19 protein-coding genes, 1 tRNA gene and 1 rRNA gene are annotated in these 20911 nt (G+C 39.9%); 6 read left to right on the forward strand and 15 right to left on the reverse strand.

The features are described 5' to 3' along the window. Positions 1-13: 13 nt before the first annotated feature. From I4V84_RS12870 to I4V84_RS20675, 3 genes are all read right to left on the reverse strand, one after another. Positions 14-1090, reverse strand: coding sequence for a histidine kinase (locus I4V84_RS12870; protein ID WP_195992417.1), 1077 nt, complete (start codon positions 1088-1090; stop codon positions 14-16). A gap of 274 nt (positions 1091-1364) precedes the next feature. Further along, entirely contained in the window at positions 1365-1415 is a 51-nt protein-coding gene (locus tag I4V84_RS20670; RefSeq protein ID WP_334286092.1) for a hypothetical protein, read from the reverse strand. Positions 1416-1446: 31 nt separating this feature from the next. Then, a complete protein-coding gene (locus tag I4V84_RS20675; protein ID WP_334285446.1) occupies positions 1447-1500 on the reverse strand; it encodes a DUF6783 domain-containing protein in 54 nt (17 codons plus the stop codon). On the opposite strand from I4V84_RS20675, the gene I4V84_RS20680 reads away from it, so the two are divergent. From I4V84_RS20680 to I4V84_RS12885, 4 genes are read left to right on the forward strand one after another with little or no spacing between them, the layout of a single operon-like run. After that, positions 1477-1656 (forward strand): DUF6783 domain-containing protein, encoded by a 180-nt coding sequence (locus I4V84_RS20680; RefSeq protein ID WP_334286093.1) that lies wholly within the window; start codon positions 1477-1479, stop codon positions 1654-1656. The two genes, I4V84_RS20675 and I4V84_RS20680, sit on opposite strands and share 24 nt — an antisense overlap. Beyond that, positions 1592-2533: an ABC transporter ATP-binding protein gene (locus tag I4V84_RS12875; RefSeq protein WP_330382797.1), complete on the forward strand. Its 942-nt coding sequence runs from the start codon at positions 1592-1594 to the stop codon at positions 2531-2533. Before I4V84_RS20680 ends, I4V84_RS12875 begins: the two co-directional genes overlap by 65 nt. A gap of 11 nt (positions 2534-2544) precedes the next feature. Beyond that, the gene (locus I4V84_RS12880) at positions 2545-3669 is read left to right on the forward strand and encodes an ABC transporter permease (protein WP_148463513.1); all 1125 of its coding nucleotides are present in this window, start codon (positions 2545-2547) and stop codon (positions 3667-3669) included. Then, the gene (locus I4V84_RS12885; RefSeq protein ID WP_195992419.1) at positions 3656-4804 is read left to right on the forward strand and encodes an ABC transporter permease; all 1149 of its coding nucleotides are present in this window, start codon (positions 3656-3658) and stop codon (positions 4802-4804) included. Before I4V84_RS12880 ends, I4V84_RS12885 begins: the two co-directional genes overlap by 14 nt. A gap of 28 nt (positions 4805-4832) precedes the next feature. Here I4V84_RS12885 and I4V84_RS12890 read toward each other — a convergent pair whose 3' ends face one another. The 10 genes from I4V84_RS12890 to I4V84_RS12935 all read right to left on the reverse strand — a co-directional run bounded on the left by I4V84_RS12890 (position 4833) and on the right by I4V84_RS12935 (position 17959). After that, entirely contained in the window at positions 4833-5882 is a 1050-nt protein-coding gene (locus I4V84_RS12890; RefSeq protein ID WP_195992421.1) for a hypothetical protein, read from the reverse strand. Beyond that, a complete protein-coding gene (locus I4V84_RS12895) occupies positions 5879-6745 on the reverse strand; it encodes an L-ribulose-5-phosphate 3-epimerase (protein WP_195409757.1) in 867 nt (288 codons plus the stop codon). The genes I4V84_RS12890 and I4V84_RS12895 overlap by 4 nt, the downstream gene beginning before the upstream one ends. An 11-nt stretch (positions 6746-6756) precedes the next feature. Then, positions 6757-7860: an L-ascorbate 6-phosphate lactonase gene (gene ulaG / locus I4V84_RS12900; protein WP_195409756.1), complete on the reverse strand. Its 1104-nt coding sequence runs from the start codon at positions 7858-7860 to the stop codon at positions 6757-6759. A gap of 15 nt (positions 7861-7875) precedes the next feature. Next, positions 7876-9354, reverse strand: coding sequence for an FGGY-family carbohydrate kinase (locus tag I4V84_RS12905; RefSeq protein ID WP_195992424.1), 1479 nt, complete (start codon positions 9352-9354; stop codon positions 7876-7878). 18 nt (positions 9355-9372) lie between these two features. Then, positions 9373-11343 (reverse strand): TIM-barrel domain-containing protein, encoded by a 1971-nt coding sequence (locus tag I4V84_RS12910; RefSeq protein ID WP_195992426.1) that lies wholly within the window; start codon positions 11341-11343, stop codon positions 9373-9375. A gap of 20 nt (positions 11344-11363) precedes the next feature. After that, positions 11364-12746, reverse strand: a complete 1383-nt coding sequence (locus I4V84_RS12915; protein WP_195992428.1) for a glycoside hydrolase family 32 protein — start codon at positions 12744-12746, stop codon at positions 11364-11366. A 4-nt stretch (positions 12747-12750) separates the two neighbouring features. Next, entirely contained in the window at positions 12751-14847 is a 2097-nt protein-coding gene (locus tag I4V84_RS12920; RefSeq protein WP_195409752.1) for an ADP-ribosylglycohydrolase family protein, read from the reverse strand. 4 nt (positions 14848-14851) lie between these two features. After that, positions 14852-15694: a carbohydrate ABC transporter permease gene (locus tag I4V84_RS12925; protein ID WP_195409751.1), complete on the reverse strand. Its 843-nt coding sequence runs from the start codon at positions 15692-15694 to the stop codon at positions 14852-14854. Continuing rightward, positions 15694-16593: a sugar ABC transporter permease gene (locus tag I4V84_RS12930; RefSeq protein WP_195409750.1), complete on the reverse strand. Its 900-nt coding sequence runs from the start codon at positions 16591-16593 to the stop codon at positions 15694-15696. The genes I4V84_RS12925 and I4V84_RS12930 overlap by 1 nt, the downstream gene beginning before the upstream one ends. An 88-nt stretch (positions 16594-16681) precedes the next feature. Next, positions 16682-17959 (reverse strand): sugar ABC transporter substrate-binding protein, encoded by a 1278-nt coding sequence (locus tag I4V84_RS12935; protein WP_195992429.1) that lies wholly within the window; start codon positions 17957-17959, stop codon positions 16682-16684. A 484-nt stretch (positions 17960-18443) separates the two neighbouring features. Between I4V84_RS12935 and I4V84_RS12940 the strand changes: the two genes are divergently transcribed. Both I4V84_RS12940 and I4V84_RS12945 read left to right on the forward strand, forming a co-directional pair. Then, positions 18444-19484: a glycoside hydrolase family 172 protein gene (locus I4V84_RS12940; protein WP_243284096.1), complete on the forward strand. Its 1041-nt coding sequence runs from the start codon at positions 18444-18446 to the stop codon at positions 19482-19484. Between the two features lie 15 nt (positions 19485-19499). Continuing rightward, a complete protein-coding gene (locus tag I4V84_RS12945) occupies positions 19500-20288 on the forward strand; it encodes a DeoR/GlpR family DNA-binding transcription regulator (RefSeq protein ID WP_195409748.1) in 789 nt (262 codons plus the stop codon). A 312-nt stretch (positions 20289-20600) separates the two neighbouring features. Here I4V84_RS12945 and I4V84_RS12950 read toward each other — a convergent pair. Together I4V84_RS12950 and I4V84_RS12955 are read right to left on the reverse strand one after the other, a co-directional pair. Next, a tRNA-Trp gene (locus I4V84_RS12950) sits at positions 20601-20671 on the reverse strand. A gap of 114 nt (positions 20672-20785) precedes the next feature. Next, a 23S ribosomal RNA gene (locus tag I4V84_RS12955) occupies positions 20786-20911 on the reverse strand; the annotation flags it as partial.

The following is a 20911-nucleotide window of genomic DNA, read 5'->3' on the forward strand; positions in this document are numbered from 1 at the left end:
ATCGGAATCCACCTCAACCACATTTGGGTATTGTAATAAAAATCCGGAATCCCTTATCCGTAAAAATCTGTATGGTTCCACCCAGGGCATTTACCCTTTCTTTCATATTTACAATTCCAATACCGGATTTTTCCGGATCATAAAAAGCATCTGTCCCATTATCCTCTATACAAAGCTGGTACAGTCCCGGATGCTCCCGAAGGATCAGCTGCACCTTCGTGGCGTTGCTGTGCTTCATAATATTTGCGAAGGCCTCTTTGGTAATACTGATAAAACAGTATTTCACTTCCCTTGGAACCTCTCTTGTCATATCATAAACCATCTGCACCGAACAAAATGTAAACTCATGAACCAGGCTCTTTTCCACTTCTTCTAAATTTACTGCTTCATCGTGAAGGTCATGGACACTATTTCTGATGCTGTTCATGGCATGGTTCAGGGAATCCTCCAGATTTTTCAGTATGGCGGTCATCCCGGGATCTTTATTTATGGTCTTTGCAGCCCCTACCATAAGGATTGAACGTGAAAGTACATGTCCCACATTATCGTGGATTTCCCTGGCGATCCGGTTTCGTTCCTTTAAGGTAGCATTATAGATCTCATAATCCTGTTTTTCCTGCAAAGCTTTATTTTTCTGAGACAAAAGCAGGTTTCGCTCCTTAGAATCATCCTGGGTCCTTCGCAGCTTCTCTTCCAGAATCTGACTCTTTGCGGTATTTCTCTCCATAAAAAACGCCAGTAAAAATCCAAATACACCGGTCATTGCAAAAAGGCCCATGTTTTCCCTGCTTTCAGGTATTTTCCAGAGAAAAAACATCACTGCTACTGCTGCCAGCCCCCTCATTTTTTCATGAAAAAGCAGATAAAAAAGACATGGATAAAAGATAAAGATCTCTGGAACAGCCAGTCCCAGAAATCCGAACAAAATGCAAAGGATTAGCCTCAATGCCTTCTTTCTCACCGCATATCCGCAACAGATCACACTTACACAGCTCAAAAAAGCGATCAGAAAACCCGCCCCTGGCGGCAGAAAAAAAAGTGACAGAAAGCTATAAAATACCAGCAATCCACAGTCCAAAAAGTATCCCACTCTGTCACCTTCTTTCTCATTTTTCCCAACTACTGCTGTTCACTCCGTAACCGGTAATTTTCAAATATTTAACCTGTTTTTTTACATATATGCCTTACAGACATTTCCCTTATTATAGTATAACTGACCTTGCGCTGTAAAGAAGGTTCTGCGCTTTATAACATTACGGTTTACTGATAATGTTCCGCGAGATGTTTTTGTGAATGGAACGAACTGTAATTTTATGACATTTGTCATGTGAAGACCGTGACATCTGACACTTGGCGATTTTCCCTCATTCCTTTATACTAGAGTGTACTTGAAAAAGCATTCCTGCAATCTGCATGCTCCACTTTGCCGGTATATTTCGCCCAAATTCAGTTGCCGTAGCCCGCTACGGCGTCCTCATCCGGGCAAAATCTCCCACAAATTGTGACGTACATCTTGCCGAAAGCCTTTTTCAAACACGCTCCAAATTTATGATACAGCTACTATACGGGGAAAATCCGAAGGAGGAAAATCGTGTCCACAAATATTGTTCAAATAGAAAATCTGGTAAAAAGATATGGGAACCTGGTGGCACTTGATCACCTGAACCTTAGTATTTCGGAAGGAGAGGTTTTTGGTCTTCTTGGTCCCAACGGCTCTGGAAAAACTACTGCTATCAATTGTATGCTTTCTCTTCTCAAATACGACAAAGGCAGCATTCATATTTTCGGAGAAGAAATGCGTCCTGACAATTACAAAGTAAAACAGCAGATTGGAATCGTGCTGCAGAATGTGGCTGTTTTTGACGAACTGACTGTCTATGAAAACATTGATTATTTCTGTGGGCTTTATGTCCCGGATAAGAGGAAAAGAAAAGAACTGGTGGAAGAAGCCATTACCTTTACCGATCTTAACGATTACCGGAAAATGCGTCCAAAGAAGCTCTCAGGCGGTCTTCTCCGCCGACTGAATATTGCCTGCGGAATTGCTCATAAGCCTCGTCTGATCATTATGGATGAGCCAACGGTAGCCGTTGATCCCCAGAGCCGGAACAAAATCCTGGAAGGCATTCAGAAGCTGAATGAACAGGGTTCCACCATCATTTACACTTCCCATTATATGGAAGAAGTGGAGCAGATCTGTACACGGATCGCAATTATGGATCACGGTCATGTAATTGCCTCCGGCACCAAAGAGGAGCTGAAAAAAATGATCAAAACCGGCGAGACCATTACTATTGAGGCCATTCCTCTTACCTCGGAGAATCTGGCTGACATCCGGGCTCTTCCACACGTATTTGACCTGCATTACGAGGAACAGATTCTCACTGTACGGTGCACAGGTGCCCGTCACAACCTGATCCGGCTTCTCAATTACCTGCAGAGCCAGGATATTTCCTTTGGTCAGGTTTCCTCTGAGCTGCCTACTTTAAATGACGTATTTCTGGAAATCACAGGGAAACAGCTGCGAGATTAAGGAGGACTACCATGCTGCATTTGATCAAATATAACCTTCTGGTAAAGCTGAAAAACTTTGCAACCACTTTCTGGCCTCTTATTTTTCCAATTCTTCTTGGAACTATGTTCTATTTTGCTTTTGGAAATATTGATGATGCTGATTTCGAGACTGTACAGGTTGGAATTGTAAAAGAGGACGGCGCTGACACGTTGTTTCTTATGTTTCTGGATCAAATTGAAAACAACGGAAATCATCTGATTGCTGCTCAGGAATTATCTGAATCTGCTGCACTTACCAAACTGGAAAATGAAGAAATTTCCGGTATTTATCAGGTGGGAAGCTCCCCTTCCCTTACAGTAGCTTCCAACGGAATCCCCCAGAGCATCCTTCAGTCCATTTTGTCCGGCTACGAAACCGGAAAAAGTACCATCCGCAATATAGTCCGCACACATCCATCCGGTCTGTGGGACGGAATCCAGCAGATGTTAAATCAGCAGGAAACACTTACTGAAGTTTCACTTGGCGGACAGACTATTAACGGAAGTGCACAGTTTTTCTATGCATTGATTGCAATGACCTGCCTCTATGGCTGTTTTATCGGATTTGGCTCTGCCATAACTCTTCAAGCCAATCTCACAGCACTTGCCGCACGACGCTGCGTCACTCCAACGCATAAACTGAAGCTGATTCTTTCAGAGCAGATTGCTTCTTTTTTGCTTGGCTATTTCGATGTAATCGTGTTGCTGATCTATCTTCGCTATATTTTAAAGCTGGATTTTCAGGGAAAAATCGGACCCATGCTGCTTATTTCTTTTTTCGGATCCCTGATCGGGGTTTCTATTGGAATTTTTGTAGGTAGTCTTGGAAAAATGAAAGAAGGGGGAAAGATTGGTATTATTCTTGGTTTTTCCATGGTCTGCAGCTTTTTATCAGGACTTATGAACAATACCATGAAGGATCTGATAGAAAAAAATATGCCTGTTATTAACCGGATCAATCCAGCAGCACTTATTTCTGATGCTTTTTACTGCATCAATGTGTATGACGATATGAGCCGCTATTACCGCAACCTGTTCACTCTTGCAGTGATGAGCATAACATTAGTGACTGCTTCATTTTTACTGATCCGGAGGGAAAGCTATGATAGTATTTAAATGTTACATGAAAATTTTAAGACAGAATGTGACGCTGGTCATTATATATCTTGGTATTTTCTTTTCTGTGGCTCTTGTCATGCAGATGGCCGCTGGAAAAAGTGAAGACAGCCTTTATGCAAATACCAGCATTGATATTGGAGTGGTAAAGGAAGATCAAGGCGTTCTGGCTCAGGGATTTGTGGATTATCTTAACACGATTCACAATGTAATTCCTATGAAAAATAATCCGGAAGTACTTCAGGAAAATCTCTTTTACCGTAATGTGGAATATATTGTGCAGATTCCAGCTGACTTTTACGAGGCTTGCATTCAAGGAAATCAGCCACTGAAGGTCACCAAGGTTCCAGGATCCTACAGCTCCTATTATGTTGACCAGCAGATCAGCAGTTATATCAGTACCATCCGGACTTATGTTGCTGCCGGTTTTTCCCAGGAGGAAGCCGTTCAGGCAGTAAAAACCGAAGTTCATAAACCGGTCACCAAGATTTCCTCTGATTCTGCAAGCAGTGATCTGGTTCCTTACACTTATTATTTTCGTTATATTCCTTATCTTTTTCTGGGAGCTCTTTGCTATACCATGGGATATATTCTTATGGCTTTCAAAAAGGGAGATATTCAGAAACGGATGGAAGCTTCCGCTATTTCAGTGAGACATCAATCCCTGGAGGGATTGCTGGCAATGGGAGTGATCGGTGCCATTCTGTGGCTTCTTGGTATCCTGGGTGTTGTGCTGATGTATGGTAATACCTTTTTGAATTCTGAACTTTGTGGCTATTATATTGCAAATACGTTGCTTATGTTAGTAGTTTCACTGTCACTCTCTTACCTGATTGGAATGTTTATTCCAAACAGCAATATTTTAAGCGGCGTAGCCAATATTGTTTCTCTTTCCATGTGCTTCCTCTGTGGCGTCTTCGTCCCTATGGATGTGATGGACAAATCGGTTCTGAAAGTCGCCCAGTTTCTGCCAGTATACTGGTATGAACAGGTAAATGAAATTCTAAGCCGGCATCATTCCCTGACACCGGAGCTTCTTGGAAAGGTACGGATCAGTATGGGAATTGAGGTGTTGTTTGCCGCCATGTTTGTGTGTTTGATATTGGTGGTTTCAAGATATAGAAAAGAGGGGTAATACCCCTCTTTTTCCTATACCTTGATATTTATTTTTCAAATATGAACATTGCCACTTCATTAATTTCTCTATTTGCCGCAACGATAATATCTTTTCCTTCTTTATTCATAAAATGAAGAATATTTGCTGCTCCAGTGTTTTCCTCAATAATCTCTGTCTGGTATTCCCCAGCTTCCCATGAAACAGCAATGGTTTTGCGATTTCCTCTGCGATTTCCTACTACAAATCTCTTTTTTCCACAAAGAGTGCCTGCCCAAATTGCATGAAGCATCTCCAGTTTTTCTGGATATTCCCAGCATTTTTCGTATTTACCATGGTCATTTATGCGGTATATGCTAAGCACATCTCCATGGAATTTTTCAATAATTCCAAGTTCCAGCTTTCCGTCTGAATCAAAATCACAAATGACAGCATCAGAAGCCGGTACATCCAGCAACTGCTTTATCTCCCACTGTTCAGCTGGACTCTCAGGCGGAGTAAACAGGAAAACACCCTCGTCGCAGGTGACCAGCACACACTCAACACCATCAATGGTAGTTGCGCAATAGCCATGGTTTTTCAGCATTCCATCTTTCAGCTTTACAAGCTTAAGTTGGTTATTCTCGTCGAAATCATCCAGATTTTCCGGAAGAACAGCCGCATAAACTCCACCTGGGAATCTCCAGTCATCCTTATACTCATGTCCTGACTTCAAGCAGCATATAATAAGATAATGGATTCCATTTCTTTTCAGAATACCGAAACGATGTACAAAAGGTGCATCCACCAGCGTCCTCACATCCCATTTTCCTTCCTCGTCCGGTGTACATATGATAATCCTTGCATTTTTTGAATCATTTGGAGAGTAGAATTCATGAGTAGCAAGAAACTGTCCATCATGTTCAGGTACCTGCTGCATTGTCATTACTCCACCCGGACCAGCCCATGGCTCTGCAATTTTCGTGCCAGCTTCATCAAAAAGATAACATGGATCATGTTTCTCAGCAGCAACCAAGAAACAGTGCTTTCCTTTATATGTCAACTCTGCCAGTGAATAACACAGATTCAAATCAGAAATTACTTTCTTTTGATACTTCATATAATCTTCCTATCCTCCATCTCACTCTGTTTATCCAAGATACACCGCATACTCTGGTTTGCAAAGCATATGGCTTCCTTCCAATCATCCTGTCCCACATCCCATAATTCTGTAACATAACGACGGATTCCCATATTCCACGCCATATGTATAATTGCTTCAAAATCAACGTGGCCTGTCAAAAATGGAACTTCACGGAATACTCCCGGTCTTGTTTCTTTCAGATGAAGAGCGATCATATTGCCTTTACCAAGCAGCATATCCTCACATACATCCTGTTGAAGTTTTACCCCTGCATTAGTGATATTTCCGGCATCCGGGTATACCTTCAGATAACTTGAATCTACCAGTCTTACATACTTCATGGCTTTTCCCACTGTATTCATGAAATCATTCTCCATGGTCTCAAAGCCAATAAGCACCCCTTCTTTTTCCGTTATCTCAGCAGCTTTTTTTATATTTTCCAAAAAAAACTGCTTGGTCTGGATGGTAGATTCCCCATAATAAATATCATAGCCTGGGATCATAACTGTGCGGATGCCCAAATCCGCAGCCAAGTGAATAGAGCCCTCAAGGATCTCCATTCCCTTCTCACGAATCTTTTTATCTGGGTCTCCAAGTGCGTATTTCGTCAATGCACTTACACTCATAGAACGGATTGGAAGCTTTGTCTCATACATAAGTTCAAGGAGTTCAAATCTCTCCTCACGGCTCATATAGATCCGTGCAATACGCTCATCTGATGCATCCACACAAAGCTCCAGATAATCATATCCACATTCCTTTGCGCATAATAGCTTTTCTTTCCATGAAAGGCTGTTTCTGATTGCCTTTTCATAGAGACCAATTTCATATTCTTTCATTACAGTACCTCTTACAGACAGCTTCTATAAGGAATATTCTGAGGAGCCTCAAAGCAATCCTCAAAGCCTCTTCTATGATGATAATAAATCTTGTCTTTGTCAGCTGGATAAGTATATTTGCCGCCTACCTGCCAGAAGAACGGATGGAATTTATACTCATTTCTATCTTTCTTGAAATCATAAAGCAGCTTGATCTCTTCGCAGTCTGCCTGGAAGTTTGTCCATACATCCCAGTGGATCGGAATTACAACTTTGCACTGGAGATTCTCAGCCATACGAAGAATATCTGTGGAGGTCATCTTATCTTGCATACCGATCGGATTCTCGCCGAAGGAACCAAATGCCACATCTACATCATAATCTTTTCCATGCTTTGCGAAATAGATGGAAAAATGAGAATCTCCGCTGTGATAGATGTTTCCGCCTGGTGTTTTGATCAGATAGTTTACTGCTTTCTCATCCATATCTGTAGGGCATTTTCCAGTAAGCTCTTCTCTATCCGGACCAGTGGAATCCGTAGTTACGATACAGGTTCTGTCAAAGGAATCTAGTGCAGTGATCTCAAGGTCTTTGATCTTGATCACATCACCTGGTTTTACTACAATGCAACGTTCCTCCGGAACGCCCCATTTTTTCCATAATTCAACGGATTTCTCAGGTCCGATGAATGGAACCGGAATTTCTTCGCCTTTTTCATTTGTGGTAGTCATATTACTCTTAATTACATGTGCTGCCCACTCAGCAGACATATGATCCTGGTGATAATGTGTTGCAAGAACTGCATCTACTTTCTTAAAAGCAAATGGATCAATAACAAACGGAACATTCCTTAAGTTTGGTTGCATAGCTCTTGCACCACACATATTTGCCATCTGATGTCCTACTTTCATTTTTCCATCCCCATGTGTGCGTTTTCCATTTCCACACCAAAGGTCAATTGTGATATTGGTATCTTCCGGAGTCTTCATCCAGATACCGGTACATCCAAGCCACCACATTGCCACATTGCCGGGTTTTACTACTTCGTTTTCAATATCTTCTACCAGCCAGGTTCCCCATTCCGGAAATGTACTCTCGATCCAACTCTGTCTTGTAATCTCATCAATTTTACTCATTTCCTCTTCCTCCCGTTAATACAACTTTTTATACAATTGTTTCATTTCTTTTTTCAATTCAATATAATTTCTATGCATTTCCATATTTACAGAATAATTTTCTTTTTCTGTATACTGCAAAATCTGTTCAAAAGCTTTATCCAATGACTCACATAGCCCCATACTCACAGCACCAATCATAAATGCCCCATTTGCCGTAGCTTCTGTATCTTTTAGACGCGACAATGGTATTCCATAAACATCTGCCTGCATTTGATTCATAATTCTGCTGTTTGCCAGACCACCACTGATACTTGCCTGTGTAATATCCACATATTTGCGAAGGTTATCCATATTATTATCAATCTCCACAAAAATCCCTTCTAACAAAGCTTTTAGTATATCTTCTCTGTCATGTCCAAGATTTATCTTATGAAAGGTAGCATTTGCGGTTGCATTCCAGTCTGGGGTGCCTCTTCCCTGAAAATAAGGAAGTACCATACAGGAACTCCTCCTGCTATACTTTTTACTCAAGGCAAAGTTTATTGCATCATAGTCCGGCTTTTTCCAGTCATAAAAATTTCTGATATACCAGTCAAAAGCAGAACAACAGGTCAGTACGCTACATTCTAAAATATATTTTTCTTTGACAGCAGAATAGTTGCAGATAATATCTTCTGACAAATACTCTGGAACCGAATCCACAGTTGCAATTAGATATGCACCTGTACCAGTTGTCACTGAACAACTTCCGCTTTTAAATACACCATGTCCAACAGCGCCACACTGTTGGTCACCGCCGGCACTAATTACTGGAATACCTTCTTTAATCCCTGTAAGATTGGCAAACTCTCTCTGGATATATCCGCATATCTCGCCTGGCATATGCAGTTCACAAAGTTGTTCTTTATCTATGCCAAACAGATCCAGCAAATCTTCATCCCATTGACAAGTTCTGATATTCATAAGATTCGACCTACTTCCATAGGTGTAATCAGTAACATATTTTCCTGTCATCAAGTGGATTAAATATTCCGGTATGTTTACAAATCTTGAAGTTTTTTTGTATTTCTCCGGGTATTCTGATTTGAACCAGCTCATTTTTCCACCTGAAAAAACACAATTCACTTTCGCCCCGCTCAGTTCTATAATACGCTTATTCTCCACTTCCAGCCTTTTGCAGATTTCCTTATTTCTGGTATCCTGCCACATGATTGCTGAATGAACAGGCTTTCCATCTTTATCTAAAGGTATGATAGATGAGCGCTGTGAGGTGATAACAACAGCACCTATTTCAGCTCCATCAACTTCCAGGCCTTTTGCGTATGTGTCTACAATTGAGACCAACGCCTTTTCAAAATCATGAGGTTCCTGCTCTACGCCACCATCAGCGTGATATGTAGGTTGATACTTAACCTGTTTCACATATAGCTTCTTTCCATCTTTACGGTACAAAATCCCCCGCATGCTGGATGTACCAATATCAATTACCAGAATATTCATTCCGATAACCATCCCCTCTCTTTAAAGTTTTCACTTTATCACGCTTATTCCGTCATCCCAGTACAGTTGGTACTGTTCCTGCTCTGCCTCGAAAGTAATATACTTCATCTTTTCTATATCAATATCATCTGTGCTTTCCAATTTGCCTTCTGCAAGAGGCAGCACATGTCCTGGTCGAAGGAATACCAACACTTCCTGAAGGTCTGCCTTAACGAAATGATCACCTTTTTCCAGGATTTCCTCATCATAATCATCTGCGCTTCTAAAACGAAGCAATTTCATTTTTTCTGGCAAATAAACAAATCGTCCAATTGCATTCTGCTTATAAATTGGCGCGATCATAATGCTTTCCCCCACCAGGATTTGATCTTCTACATGTACAGCTCTCTCATCATCTGGATATGCAAATGCAAGTGGAATGAAATTCATATCGTTTTCAAGCGCTGCTTTCATAAACTCCGAATACAGATAAGGGATCAAAGCATAGCGAAGTGCAACAAGGTTTCGAAAAGCTTGCACATGTTCATATCTATAAAACTCCTGTCTTCTTGTTCCCTTGGCCGAATGATTTCTGAACAGCGGCGTAAACATTCCAAGTTCTGTCCATCGAAGGAGCAGATCCTCTGTGGCATCAGCCCTGAATCCTCCTACATCAGCTCCACAATACAAAAAGCCACACATGTTTAGGCCTGTTAATTGTTGGAGATTCAATAATATATGTCCCCATCTGGAACGGTTATCCCCTGTCCACACTCCACCATAGCGGTGCATTCCCACGAAAGAAGATCTGGAAAACATCAGAATACGTCTATCGGGTACAAGACGTTCAAAAGCTTCTCCAGCTGCCCGTGTCATATTATAGCCATACAGGTTATGAACCTTATCATGACGAATCATTTTTCCATTAACCTCATGATAAAAACGTTTAAAGTCATCTGTACTTAAAGCAATGGAATCCAGTAGTGCTTTAAATTCAAAAAAGGTATTAATATCAAGATTCTGATTCTCATATTCATGAATTTTTTCGAATACTTCTTTAAGATGATCCTCTGTATAAAAAATAGCAGGTTCATTCATATCATTCCAGAAGCCATCAATTCCCTGCTCCAGCAATACCTGATACCAATTACCAAACCATTCTCTTACTTCTGGTTTCATAAAATCTGGAAAATAAGCTTTTCCTGGCCATACAGCACCAACTAAATACTCTCCGTTTTCTTTTCTGCAAAAATAACCTTTTTCAACGCCTTCTCTGCATACCTCGTAATTTTCATCCTTTTTCACACCAGCATCAATAATTGGAACTAAATGGATATGCTCTTCCTGCATCTCATTTACAAAATCCGAAAAATTCGGAAAACGTTCTTTGTTTACTGTAAAATCCTTATATTCTTCCATATAGTCAATGTCCAGATACACACTGTCTATTGGAAAACCTGCTTTCTTGTATGATTTTATCAGTGTACGGATTTCGTCCTCGTCCATATAACTAAAGCGGCTCTGTCCATATCCAAAGGCCCATCTCGGCGGAATATAGCTTCTTCCTGTTAATTCTCGAAATTCCCGAATTACCTCCTGCGGACTTCTGCCTTCCTTGTAGTACAGGTCTGCATCAAACTCTTCAAAGCGAAGAATAATCTGATTCAACTTTGTATAACCAATATCAAACTCTACTACTCCCGGAGTATCAACATAGATTCCTATACTTTTACCAGCTGATATAATCACAAAAAAATTGTGGGAAGAATATAATGAATTTTTCTCTTCCTCATGAAAGGTCTCATCTGCATTATTGCTGATATATCGCCATCCACGTTTATTCATTCCACGAACAGTCTCTCCCAAACCATACACCAGATCCTTTTCTCCTAAACAGTATGACATAGACCTTTGCTGTCTGTTATAACCCCATCCAGGCATCTTCCCATCTGTCACCTCGAGTTTCTGCACTACAGATTCAGTTTTTATACTCGGATTACCAATCTGGTATCGTATATACATAAGTTCGCTCCTCATTTCTCTTAAATTTCTGTTTCACAAGCCAAACGATATATTCTTCCAACTAACACACTGACATCATCTGATACCTTAACTGAGTTTTCCACAGAATCCTCTCTTCCCGGAAAAATTCTGGCAGACATTGTTAAGCGATCATCATAAAAAATTTCAATTGATGAATGGTCTACAAAAATCCTTAACTGAACTGAACGTTCCTCATAAACAATCGGTGCATGAATATCTTCTTTAGTGATATCAGAATAAACAGTGGAGTGGGAGCGATCCAGAAACAGATCGTTTTTACCGTAATCCAGAGTAAGAACTGTCCTCTCCTCTCCATCTGGGCTGGCCTGCAAGACAATCTGCAATACTGATTTTTCACTTGGACGATAGGATAATTCTATTTCAATCTGCTGCCCTTTTACATCCATCTTTTCTTGTTTTGCATATGCTCCCAAGCATTCTTTTCTCAACATATAGCATTCATGCGCTGGCTGAATCAGCAATTCATTTTCCTGTAAAAACACTACTCGCGGAATAGACTGCATGCCAGCCCAGCCTCTTGGACGCTTAGACTCCAATCGATCACCTTCAAACAAACATCCAAACACCACATAACGCCTTAAAGGATCATTCATATAAACATTTGGTGCATAAAATCCTTTTTTTCCAACACTGTAATCGAAAATACCTTCTTTCTCTGTAATAAACTTCATGTTCTTCCTGTCAATGCTGCCAATTACATAATGTACTGCTTCCATAGGAGAGTACAAAAGAACATATTTATCACCAAAACGCATAATGTTCGGGCATTCGATCAGCTCATATTTCTCAGATTGATAAAACAGAGAACAAAACTTCCAGGACTCCAAGTCATTTGATTGATATAATGCAATACAACCCTTTTTCTTATGAGTTCCACTAAGAAGCATATACCAGGTTTCATCTTCTTTCCACACAAATGGATCTCGCCACATTGTGATAGTTAGCTTACCATTTATTTTCTGATTCAGTGCAGGTTTTCCGCATTTTTCCCATTTCTGAAGATCTTCTTCTGTGCATCTTGCAGACCATTGCTGGGCACCAGTCTGCGGACCTCTCTCATCTTTTCCTATACTTGTATAAAAAATCCTGACCTCGTCACCACGATCCACAGCACACCCTGAATAACAATGCACTTCTCCTGCTTCTGTTGAAGGTGCTATTGCGATAGGGCACATTTCCCAATGAATCAAATCTTTTGATTTCGCATGTCCCCAGTGAATGTCTCCCCAGACATCAGAATTGGGATTATACTGAAAAAACAAATGATACCATCCATTTTTGAAAATCGGTCCATTAGGATCATTCATCCAGTTTATCGAAGGACGGAAATGATATCCTGGGTAATATCTGTCTTCTGTCATTGTCTCACTCCCTTTCCCCTGATAGATCACTTATAACCAGATTATCAGCCATACAGGTACCCCGGTCTATGAGGAATCCGCATCCACCTTCTTTAAAAGTCTGATCACTTGCATGGATTACTTCTACACCATCCACAAAACCCTTGATTACATCACCTTTTACCCATAGCTTCATACGATAATCTTTATCCAGTTCATATTCAAATGCACATCGTGCCAAAACCTTTTCCTGGGTACCATTTCTCATAATGAGATGTAACTCATTTTCATTTTGAAGAACCATTCCATAATATCTACGAAGTCCCCGAACACGGGCAATGATTCCACAACAATCATGGATTCCAGGTGTAAGTGTACATTCCACAGAATAGTCCTTCCATGCTTCTGTACCAATCATAGCTAGGCCGTTTTCTTCTGTATGGGACACTGTAAAAGTTCGCTTTGCATCAAATGAAAACTGCTCTGCTGATGATGTGAACGCCCTAATCTGCATATTTGGTGTTCCCAGATCATAGTTTCTGAGAGAACCACTAATCTGCAGTTTTTCTGGTGCACCATCCCAATCTATACTTTTTAACACAAGCTCACCAATTCCTGTTTCTGCCTGTGCTGTAATACCAATTCTTTTAATCATCAGTCCGCTATTTTCAGGAATTTTCCAGAAGAATGATTTTTTCCCTTTCACAGTTCTTTTCTCTCCGAAAACGATCTGTTCTTGATCACTATAATCATAAAAAATCACATAAGGCCTTACTAACACTGATGTATTTAATGCCTCACACACATATTCTACTGTTTGTGTGGAATATAAAATTGGACTTCCAATCAGCTGGTAACCACCTGAAATATCTGCAATATCCCACATAGTCAAAGTAGACACTGCCTTTTCTTCTTTTTCATTTACAGGTATAACCAAACCATTTTCAAATGGAATCGATTCATTCTGATTTCTAATCCGATTTTTTTGCTGCTTCCAGTTCCTATCCCACTCAAACCCCTGAACAGATCCTGGCATAGAAAAAGAAAATCTTGGGTTCTTTTGCCATGTAGTATCATTATATATACGATCATGCTGTTTTAATATACGTTCCGTTTCTCTCACTGCATCGGTTACACATCCACCTCCATTTGCCGAAATATTATAAAAGCGATCTGCAACTGGTGTCCTGAAATCGAAATCCTCACGCATGGAATCAATTCCCAAACGGATTCCATTCAAACAGCCCAAGTTTGCTCCGTTACAGTCTGTATCCCAGCCAGATGATACGCAAATCCTCATTGCCTCTCTGAAGCTGTCACCGCCTAAAATCAGGGATGCAAGGATCAAAGCAAGATTTGGTATTACATGGCAATTACCAGGGAAAAAGCGATAGCTGTAATTCTCTTCCAGCCAATCTCTTACGGTTCGAAAATCTTTTGTTTTTTCTGTTTCATTTCGAACAGAATCTACTATTTTAAGAAGTCTTGTATCTTTTGAAAAGCCAGTTCCTATATCTATAAGCTTATATAAATCTCTTTCACCAAAAGCCATGGCTTCCATGGCAGCGATCAGACAGGCTGACTCCACTGCAATTCCATCATGGCTTACAGATGCACATTGTTTCACAAGATATCTTGCTTTTTCAGGATCCTTTGGACACATCATAGGATAAGCGTCCATAAAGATCTGTGCACCAATCTGTTCTGCTACACTTTGTCCATTTGTTTCAATTGCACCGCTCTTTGGTGCCAGAATTCCCGATTTCAGCCGAAGATATGCTGTATGCTCCGTGGAACGGCCTAATCCCCCCCACCAGAAAATGGTTTTATTTTCAATAATATAATCCATCCAGGTTCTTCCAAAATCTTCTGATTTTAGCTGCGCTGGATTACCCTGAAAATCTTCAGCTGCATTAAGAAACGTGAATGTTCCAGCAAGATCATCATCCCCAACATGAAGAGGTACGCCAACCTCCTGGTTCACATAATGATCCACCATATCAAATTTTTCACGTATTTTTTCATATGGCCAACCCTCAATGGGCCGGCCATAAAATACCCCAATTATTTTTCCAGATACACCGGCATATACCTTTTCTGTGTATTCCTTCGCATTTTTCATAGTTTTATCCCTTTATACCACTTGCAGCAACGCCTTCAACAAAGTACTTCTGGAAGAACAGATACAAAAGCAATACTGGAAGAATCGTAACACATGCCATTGCCATAAGTGGTCCAATGTCCATTGTCGCACCTTGCTCACCTTTGAAAGCATTTAAGCCAAGGGCGATTGTAAATGTGGCAGGTTTTCCCAGATAGATTAACGGACCCATATAATCGTTCCAACAGAATACCAGCTGGTTGATGGCAGCTACCAGAAGTGCAGGCTTCGCATTCGGCAGATAAATGCTTCTAAAAATACGGAACCATCCAGCACCGTCAAGCTGGGCAGATTCCCCCAGCTCATTTGGGAGTCCTGCAAAGAACTGTCTTAAAAGAAAAATGTTGTATGTACTTGCTCCAAAGAATGCAGGCAAAACCAAAGGAGTGATGGTATTCAGCCAGTGGAGCTTGCTGTAGAAGTTATACATTGGAATCAATGTAACAGTTGTTGGTACCATCATAGTTGAAAGTACTACCATAAATAAAATGTTCTTTCCCTTAGCCTGAAATTTTGCAAAACCAAAGGCTGCAAGGGAGCAGCTTGTTAAAGTACCTGCTACACACAAAACTGCTATTTTTACTGTATTTAAAATATAGGTAAGGAATCTTCCACCTTTCCATCCATCTGCATATGCGCGGAAGGTAATTGGAAGATCAAATAATTTTTTGAAATCTGTAAGCTGCTCTGCTGATTTTAAGGACTGTGCAAACATCCAGACAACTGGAAGCAAAAACACTAATGCCAGTAATATTAAAATTATTTCTGTGATTACATTGCCCGCTAACTCTTTTTTATGTTTTCCCATTACTTGACATCCTCCCGATAGAATACCCAGGCATTTGATGTTTTCATGATCACCATAGTAATAATAATGATTATGACAAATAATACCCATGCCAGTGAAGACGCATATCCAAATTTTCCATATGAAAATGCGGTGTTATACAGATACAGACCATATACGTAAGTAGACTGTGCCGGACCTCCCTGTGTCATAACATAAGGCTGTGTAAAGATCTGCAAACCTTTGATAATCGCCATCAGTACGTTAAAAAATACAACAGGGCTGATCATCGGGAATGTTATTTTGAAGAATTTCTGAACTGCAGTTGCTCCATCCAGATTTGCTGCCTCATAGAAATCTCTTGGAACATCCTGCAGACCTGCAAGTACAATAGTCATTGCAGTACCAATATTGAACATTTCCATAAAGATGATGGAACCCATTGCTGTGGATGTGTTTCCAAGCCAGTTTGTTCCTTCTAATCCAATACGGTTCAGAAGTACATTGAAGTATCCGTTTGTTCCATTAAACAGATAAGTCCATGTAATATACATTGCAACTCCTGTACAGATAGTCGGCAGGTAAAAGATTCCTCGAAAGACCTTGCTTCCCGGTAAATCTCTGTTCAACAGTACTGCCAGGAGAATAGAAAATGCCGTATTCAAAGGCACAGACACGATAATGTACACAAACGTATTTTTTAATGCCAGCCAAAATGTCTTGTCTTTTGTAAAAATATTAATATAGTTTGTTATTCCCTTAAATTCAATTGCAGAATGCCCATTCCAGTTTGTAAATGAAATTACAAAGGAATACACCATTGGAATCAGTGTGAAGGCCAGAAAGCCGATCACCCATGGCGCAATAAATAACCAGAAATATTTCGCATTCTTATATTCTTCATTTCTTTTTTTCTTCATGCCTGTCCCCGTGCCTCTTTTCTTCTTGTCCATGTTTGCACAAAGAGGACGCTTTTGGCGTCCCCTTATCATTTCTATAGTCAGTCAATCAGTCACCATAGGATGCAAAGATGGAAGATCCCTGTGTATCAAGATCAGAAATCATATCATCAACTGTCATACTTCCTGCAAGAACGCTCTCATAATCAGATTTTGCGAGATCATTAACTTCAGCAAATGCTCCCAAATTGAAAAGCGGAACTGTATCATTTAACATATTGATAAATACCTGCTTATTGTAAGCGGTTCCATCGCCGTAATCATTCATGTACTCATCACTTTCAATATAGGATTTCAGAGTTGGGATACCGATGGTAGCTGCTTCTTCTGCTGCTTTTTCAGATGTTGAAAGAAATTTCATAAAATCCCAACATACTTCTTTGTTCTCTGCGTTGGCGCTCATACTCCAACCGTTTGCACGAAGTGTTGTTTTCCATCTTGTGTTGTATTCCGTGTTCATTGGAAGCTCTACAACATCCCATGCGAAAGAATCACCGATTGTGTTCTCATATACTGCAATGTCCCATGTAGCGGATAATGCCATACCATAATTTCCAGTCTCAAATCCACCTGTTGAAATTGTACCGGATGTCTCATCGGGAGCAAGTCCGTTCAAGATGCTGTCTGAGAACATGGTAACTGCTGATTTGAAAGAAGCATTATCTACAACGTTCATAGTCTTGTCTTCATAGTTATAATACATGTCGCCGTATAATCCACGATAAAATTCCGGAACACGTACGCCCCAGCGAAGTCCGTAAATATCATCGCCAAGTGCATTGATCTTCTCTGCTGCATCCAGCATATCCTCCTCTGTCCAGTCGCTTGTAGGATAATCTACACCAGCCTGATCAAAAAGATCCTTATTATAAGCCATTGCAAATGTCTTGGATACGAACGGAACAGCTGTCAGGCGACCATTTTCGATGGTGTAGTTTGATTTTACAGCATCGTAATCCCAAAGATCCTGAAGATTGTCCTCTTCAATATATGGGGTAAGGTCCTCGAATAATTCACTATCCTCAAATGCAATCAGATGGTCGTTTGAAATACCAAATACATCAGGTGTCTCATCAGAAGAGAACCATGTCTGGATCTTTGTAAGGTAATCAGCACCACTGCAATACTCATACTCAATTTTTACATTCGGATGTTCTTCCATATAAGCCTCTGCCAGACGCATCTTCATCTGTGCTTCTGCATCATCACCCCAGAATCCAAATGTTAAGGCCACCTCGTCCTCTGCGTCTGCCTGTACGTTTACTCCAAATACCCCCGTACACATTACTGCTGAAAGTAACATTGCCATCATTTTTTTGCTTTTCATTTGTTTTCCTCCTTTTGATTTTTACGAAAGCAGATTACTGTAAATTTTCCTTTTTCAATCTTATTTATATTTTCTTTTTACTTTCTTTCTACTTTCGTTTTAATTCTGTTTTATTTTCTTGTAACTAGATTATAGCATCTTTTTGTTGTTTTTGTAAATAGTAAAAAGCAAATAAAAGATATCGTCTTTTTTTGTATAAAGTCACTATATTTCTATATTGTACAAATTTTATCGTATCTTTTTTCATATAAAAGCATTAAATTTTGTGCATTTTCCTATATTCAAATGCTTTAATATATGGTATTATGCATTTATAAAGATAAAATTCCAAAACATAAAAAAACAAGAAATTAAAAGAAATATCTTTAGAATATTCATAAGTTCTTTATTTTTTACTTTCTTTATATTTTCTTTTATTCCTTATTTAATTTTGATTTAAGTTGCATTATTATATTTGTTTTGGTATACTAGGAGGGAAATGATTATGTTAGAAAAAATGAATACCTTTACCAATTTACTGACTCGCCGTATTTCAGGTGAACGCCGGGCTATTAATGCTGAAAATCCAACTGGGGAAAAGGGAAAAGGCGGCATTTCTGCAAGCGAATTAGGACCTTGTCGGAAGGGAAATCCGTGTATTTTAGATATTACTCCAGGTGCCACAGTCACACTTGCTGACTTTTCAGGCTGTGGTCTTATTGACCATATCTGGTTTACATTACTTGATCCTATATGCTTTCAGCCTCATACGCTCTCTGGTACAATTTTACGTATATATTGGGATCAGGAATGCACTCCTTCAGTGGAAGCACCTATTGGAGACTTCTTTTGCTGTGGCTTTGATCAGAACTGCATAGTTAATTCTGCTCCAATTGCCGTTAATCCGAACCGTTCATTTAACTGCTATTTTCCTATGCCATTTCGCAAACATTTCCGGATTACTATTCAGAACTGTACCAATGAAACCATTCCTCGGCTTTTTTACCAGATTGATTTTCGCCTTCTCTCGACTTTGCCAGAGGATACTGTCTATTTTCATGCAAAATGGAATCAGCGTCTGAAGAATACTGCAAACCTAGGAGAAGATTATACTATTCTCTCTCTTCCAAAAGCAGATGGGCATTACGTAGGAACTTACCTTGCAGTGACTTCCTACGAACCATACTGCTGGTGTGAGGGCGAATTAAAGTTCTATATAGATGGAGATCTGGAATATCCTACCATATGCGGAACCGGAACTGAAGACTATTTTGGCGGTGCATGGGCTTTTGGCATTCCACATAATGGGCATGCCGTTGAGACTACATTTTCATCCTTATATACCGGTTTTCCATATTTTTCTCATCCTAATGTTAATCAAACAATCAGCAACAGGGGCTTGTATCGTTTCCATCTTCCTGATCCAATCATGTTCAATCATATGATCAGAGTAACGATCCAGCAAATTGGAAAGCATGACGGACATTTATTTGAAAGAATAGATGATATCACTTCTGTTGCATACTGGTATCAGACTCATGAATAGAAATATGGAGGAATTATGAAAAATAGCTTGAAAAATATTGAAAATAGAAAGAACGAAATATTAATTTATATCAATCAGCATGATTTTGCGGATGTAGATACTTTAACTACACGTTTTGGCGTTAGCCGCGTTACAATCCGCAAAGATCTTGATCAGATGGCGAAAGAGGGACTGATCACCCGTACCTACGGTGGAGCTTCCAAAATCAATTCTCCCTCTCTGATAACCATCCAGAATACGAATAACATAGCTAGCTCCTTAGAATTAACAGAGCGCAAGATTGCAAAGGCTGCCGCTGATATGATTGAGGAGAACGATATTGTATTGATTAACAGTAGTCTAACAGCATCTTATGTAATCGAATATCTTGGCAACAAACATGTTACTATTGTTACGAATAATATATCTATTCTTACTCGAAAACGTCATCCCAATACTACCCTGATTCTAACTGGCGGCCAGGTTACAGAAGGACGCCTCAGTCTCACTGGAATGTATGCAAGCAATACCATGTCCGATATCATTGGTACAAAGTGTATTATCGGTGTAAGAGGCATCAGTGCAGCTTCTGGCGTAACCTGCCAGGTGCCTGAGGAAGCCGCTATCAATCAGCTTTTGATTCAGCATACAAGTAAACAGGTAATTGTCATTGCTGACAGTCGAAAGATTGGTGTACGAGACAGCTTTTCAAGTAGTGATATCCGTTCCATTGATTATCTGATTACTGATTCCAATGCCAATCCAGCCCAACTTTCTAAAATAGAGGCGGCTGGTGTTAAAGTTCAGTTAGTAGATCCTTGTTGATCCTGGGAGAATCCCGAATCAAAGCTTATGGTTTTCCAATTCCAGTGGCTGCATAATTTAATCGAAAGATATTTTTTACTTATCAATAATGAAACAGAAAAGAAGAGATTTCGTATAAATATGGAAAGCGCCTTAATACCAGCCAAATAAACTGTATAAAATCTTAGGTGACAAATAGGATTAAAAAATATCAGTATATACAAGCAAAACAAAATGCAATAAGCACATATAAAGATTTTTATTATTTAATTTTTTAGAAGAAACAAAAGACTGGAAATGCTATATTATAAGCATTCCCAGTCTTTTTCATAACAGGGGATGAGAGAATCGAACTCCCACCAAAGGTTTTGGAGACCCCTATCATACCATTTGACCAATCCCCTATTTTATGAAGAAAAGTGACTATTACTAGTCACATCTCATTGAAAAGGTTTTGTACCTTCAAAACTACATACATGTTACATCCTAATGGAATCATTCTTTCAACCTTGCGATTGTTGGTCAAGCCCTCACCCTATTAGTAACAGTCAGCTCCGTGCATTACTGCACTTCCACCCCTGCCCTATCTACCTCGTCGTCTTCAAGGGGGTTTACTTCTTTCGAATGGGACATCTCATCTTGAG

Origin of the sequence: Ruminococcus sp. 1001713B170207_170306_F1, from assembly GCF_015668065.1 — a bacterium.
Lineage (GTDB): Bacteria > Bacillota > Clostridia > Lachnospirales > Lachnospiraceae > Blautia_A > Blautia_A faecis.

Excerpts from the sequence above, each read along its gene's own strand:
- I4V84_RS12940 (WP_243284096.1), top strand. The coding sequence starts at position 18,444 with ATGTTAGAAAAAATGAATACCTTTACCAATTTACTGACTCGCCGTATT.
- I4V84_RS12910 (WP_195992426.1), bottom strand. The coding sequence starts at position 11,343 with ATGTATATACGATACCAGATTGGTAATCCGAGTATAAAAACTGAATCT.
- I4V84_RS12925 (WP_195409751.1), bottom strand. The coding sequence starts at position 15,694 with ATGGGAAAACATAAAAAAGAGTTAGCGGGCAATGTAATCACAGAAATA.
- I4V84_RS12935 (WP_195992429.1), bottom strand. The coding sequence starts at position 17,959 with ATGAAAAGCAAAAAAATGATGGCAATGTTACTTTCAGCAGTAATGTGT.
- I4V84_RS12895 (WP_195409757.1), bottom strand. The coding sequence starts at position 6,745 with ATGAAAGAATATGAAATTGGTCTCTATGAAAAGGCAATCAGAAACAGC.
- I4V84_RS12885 (WP_195992419.1), top strand. The coding sequence starts at position 3,656 with ATGATAGTATTTAAATGTTACATGAAAATTTTAAGACAGAATGTGACG.
- ulaG (WP_195409756.1), bottom strand. The coding sequence starts at position 7,860 with ATGAGTAAAATTGATGAGATTACAAGACAGAGTTGGATCGAGAGTACA.
- I4V84_RS12890 (WP_195992421.1), bottom strand. The coding sequence starts at position 5,882 with ATGAAGTATCAAAAGAAAGTAATTTCTGATTTGAATCTGTGTTATTCA.
- I4V84_RS12880 (WP_148463513.1), top strand. The coding sequence starts at position 2,545 with ATGCTGCATTTGATCAAATATAACCTTCTGGTAAAGCTGAAAAACTTT.
- I4V84_RS12920 (WP_195409752.1), bottom strand. The coding sequence starts at position 14,847 with ATGAAAAATGCGAAGGAATACACAGAAAAGGTATATGCCGGTGTATCT.
- I4V84_RS12905 (WP_195992424.1), bottom strand. The coding sequence starts at position 9,354 with ATGGTTATCGGAATGAATATTCTGGTAATTGATATTGGTACATCCAGC.
- I4V84_RS12930 (WP_195409750.1), bottom strand. The coding sequence starts at position 16,593 with ATGAAGAAAAAAAGAAATGAAGAATATAAGAATGCGAAATATTTCTGG.
- I4V84_RS12915 (WP_195992428.1), bottom strand. The coding sequence starts at position 12,746 with ATGACAGAAGACAGATATTACCCAGGATATCATTTCCGTCCTTCGATA.
- I4V84_RS12945 (WP_195409748.1), top strand. The coding sequence starts at position 19,500 with ATGAAAAATAGCTTGAAAAATATTGAAAATAGAAAGAACGAAATATTA.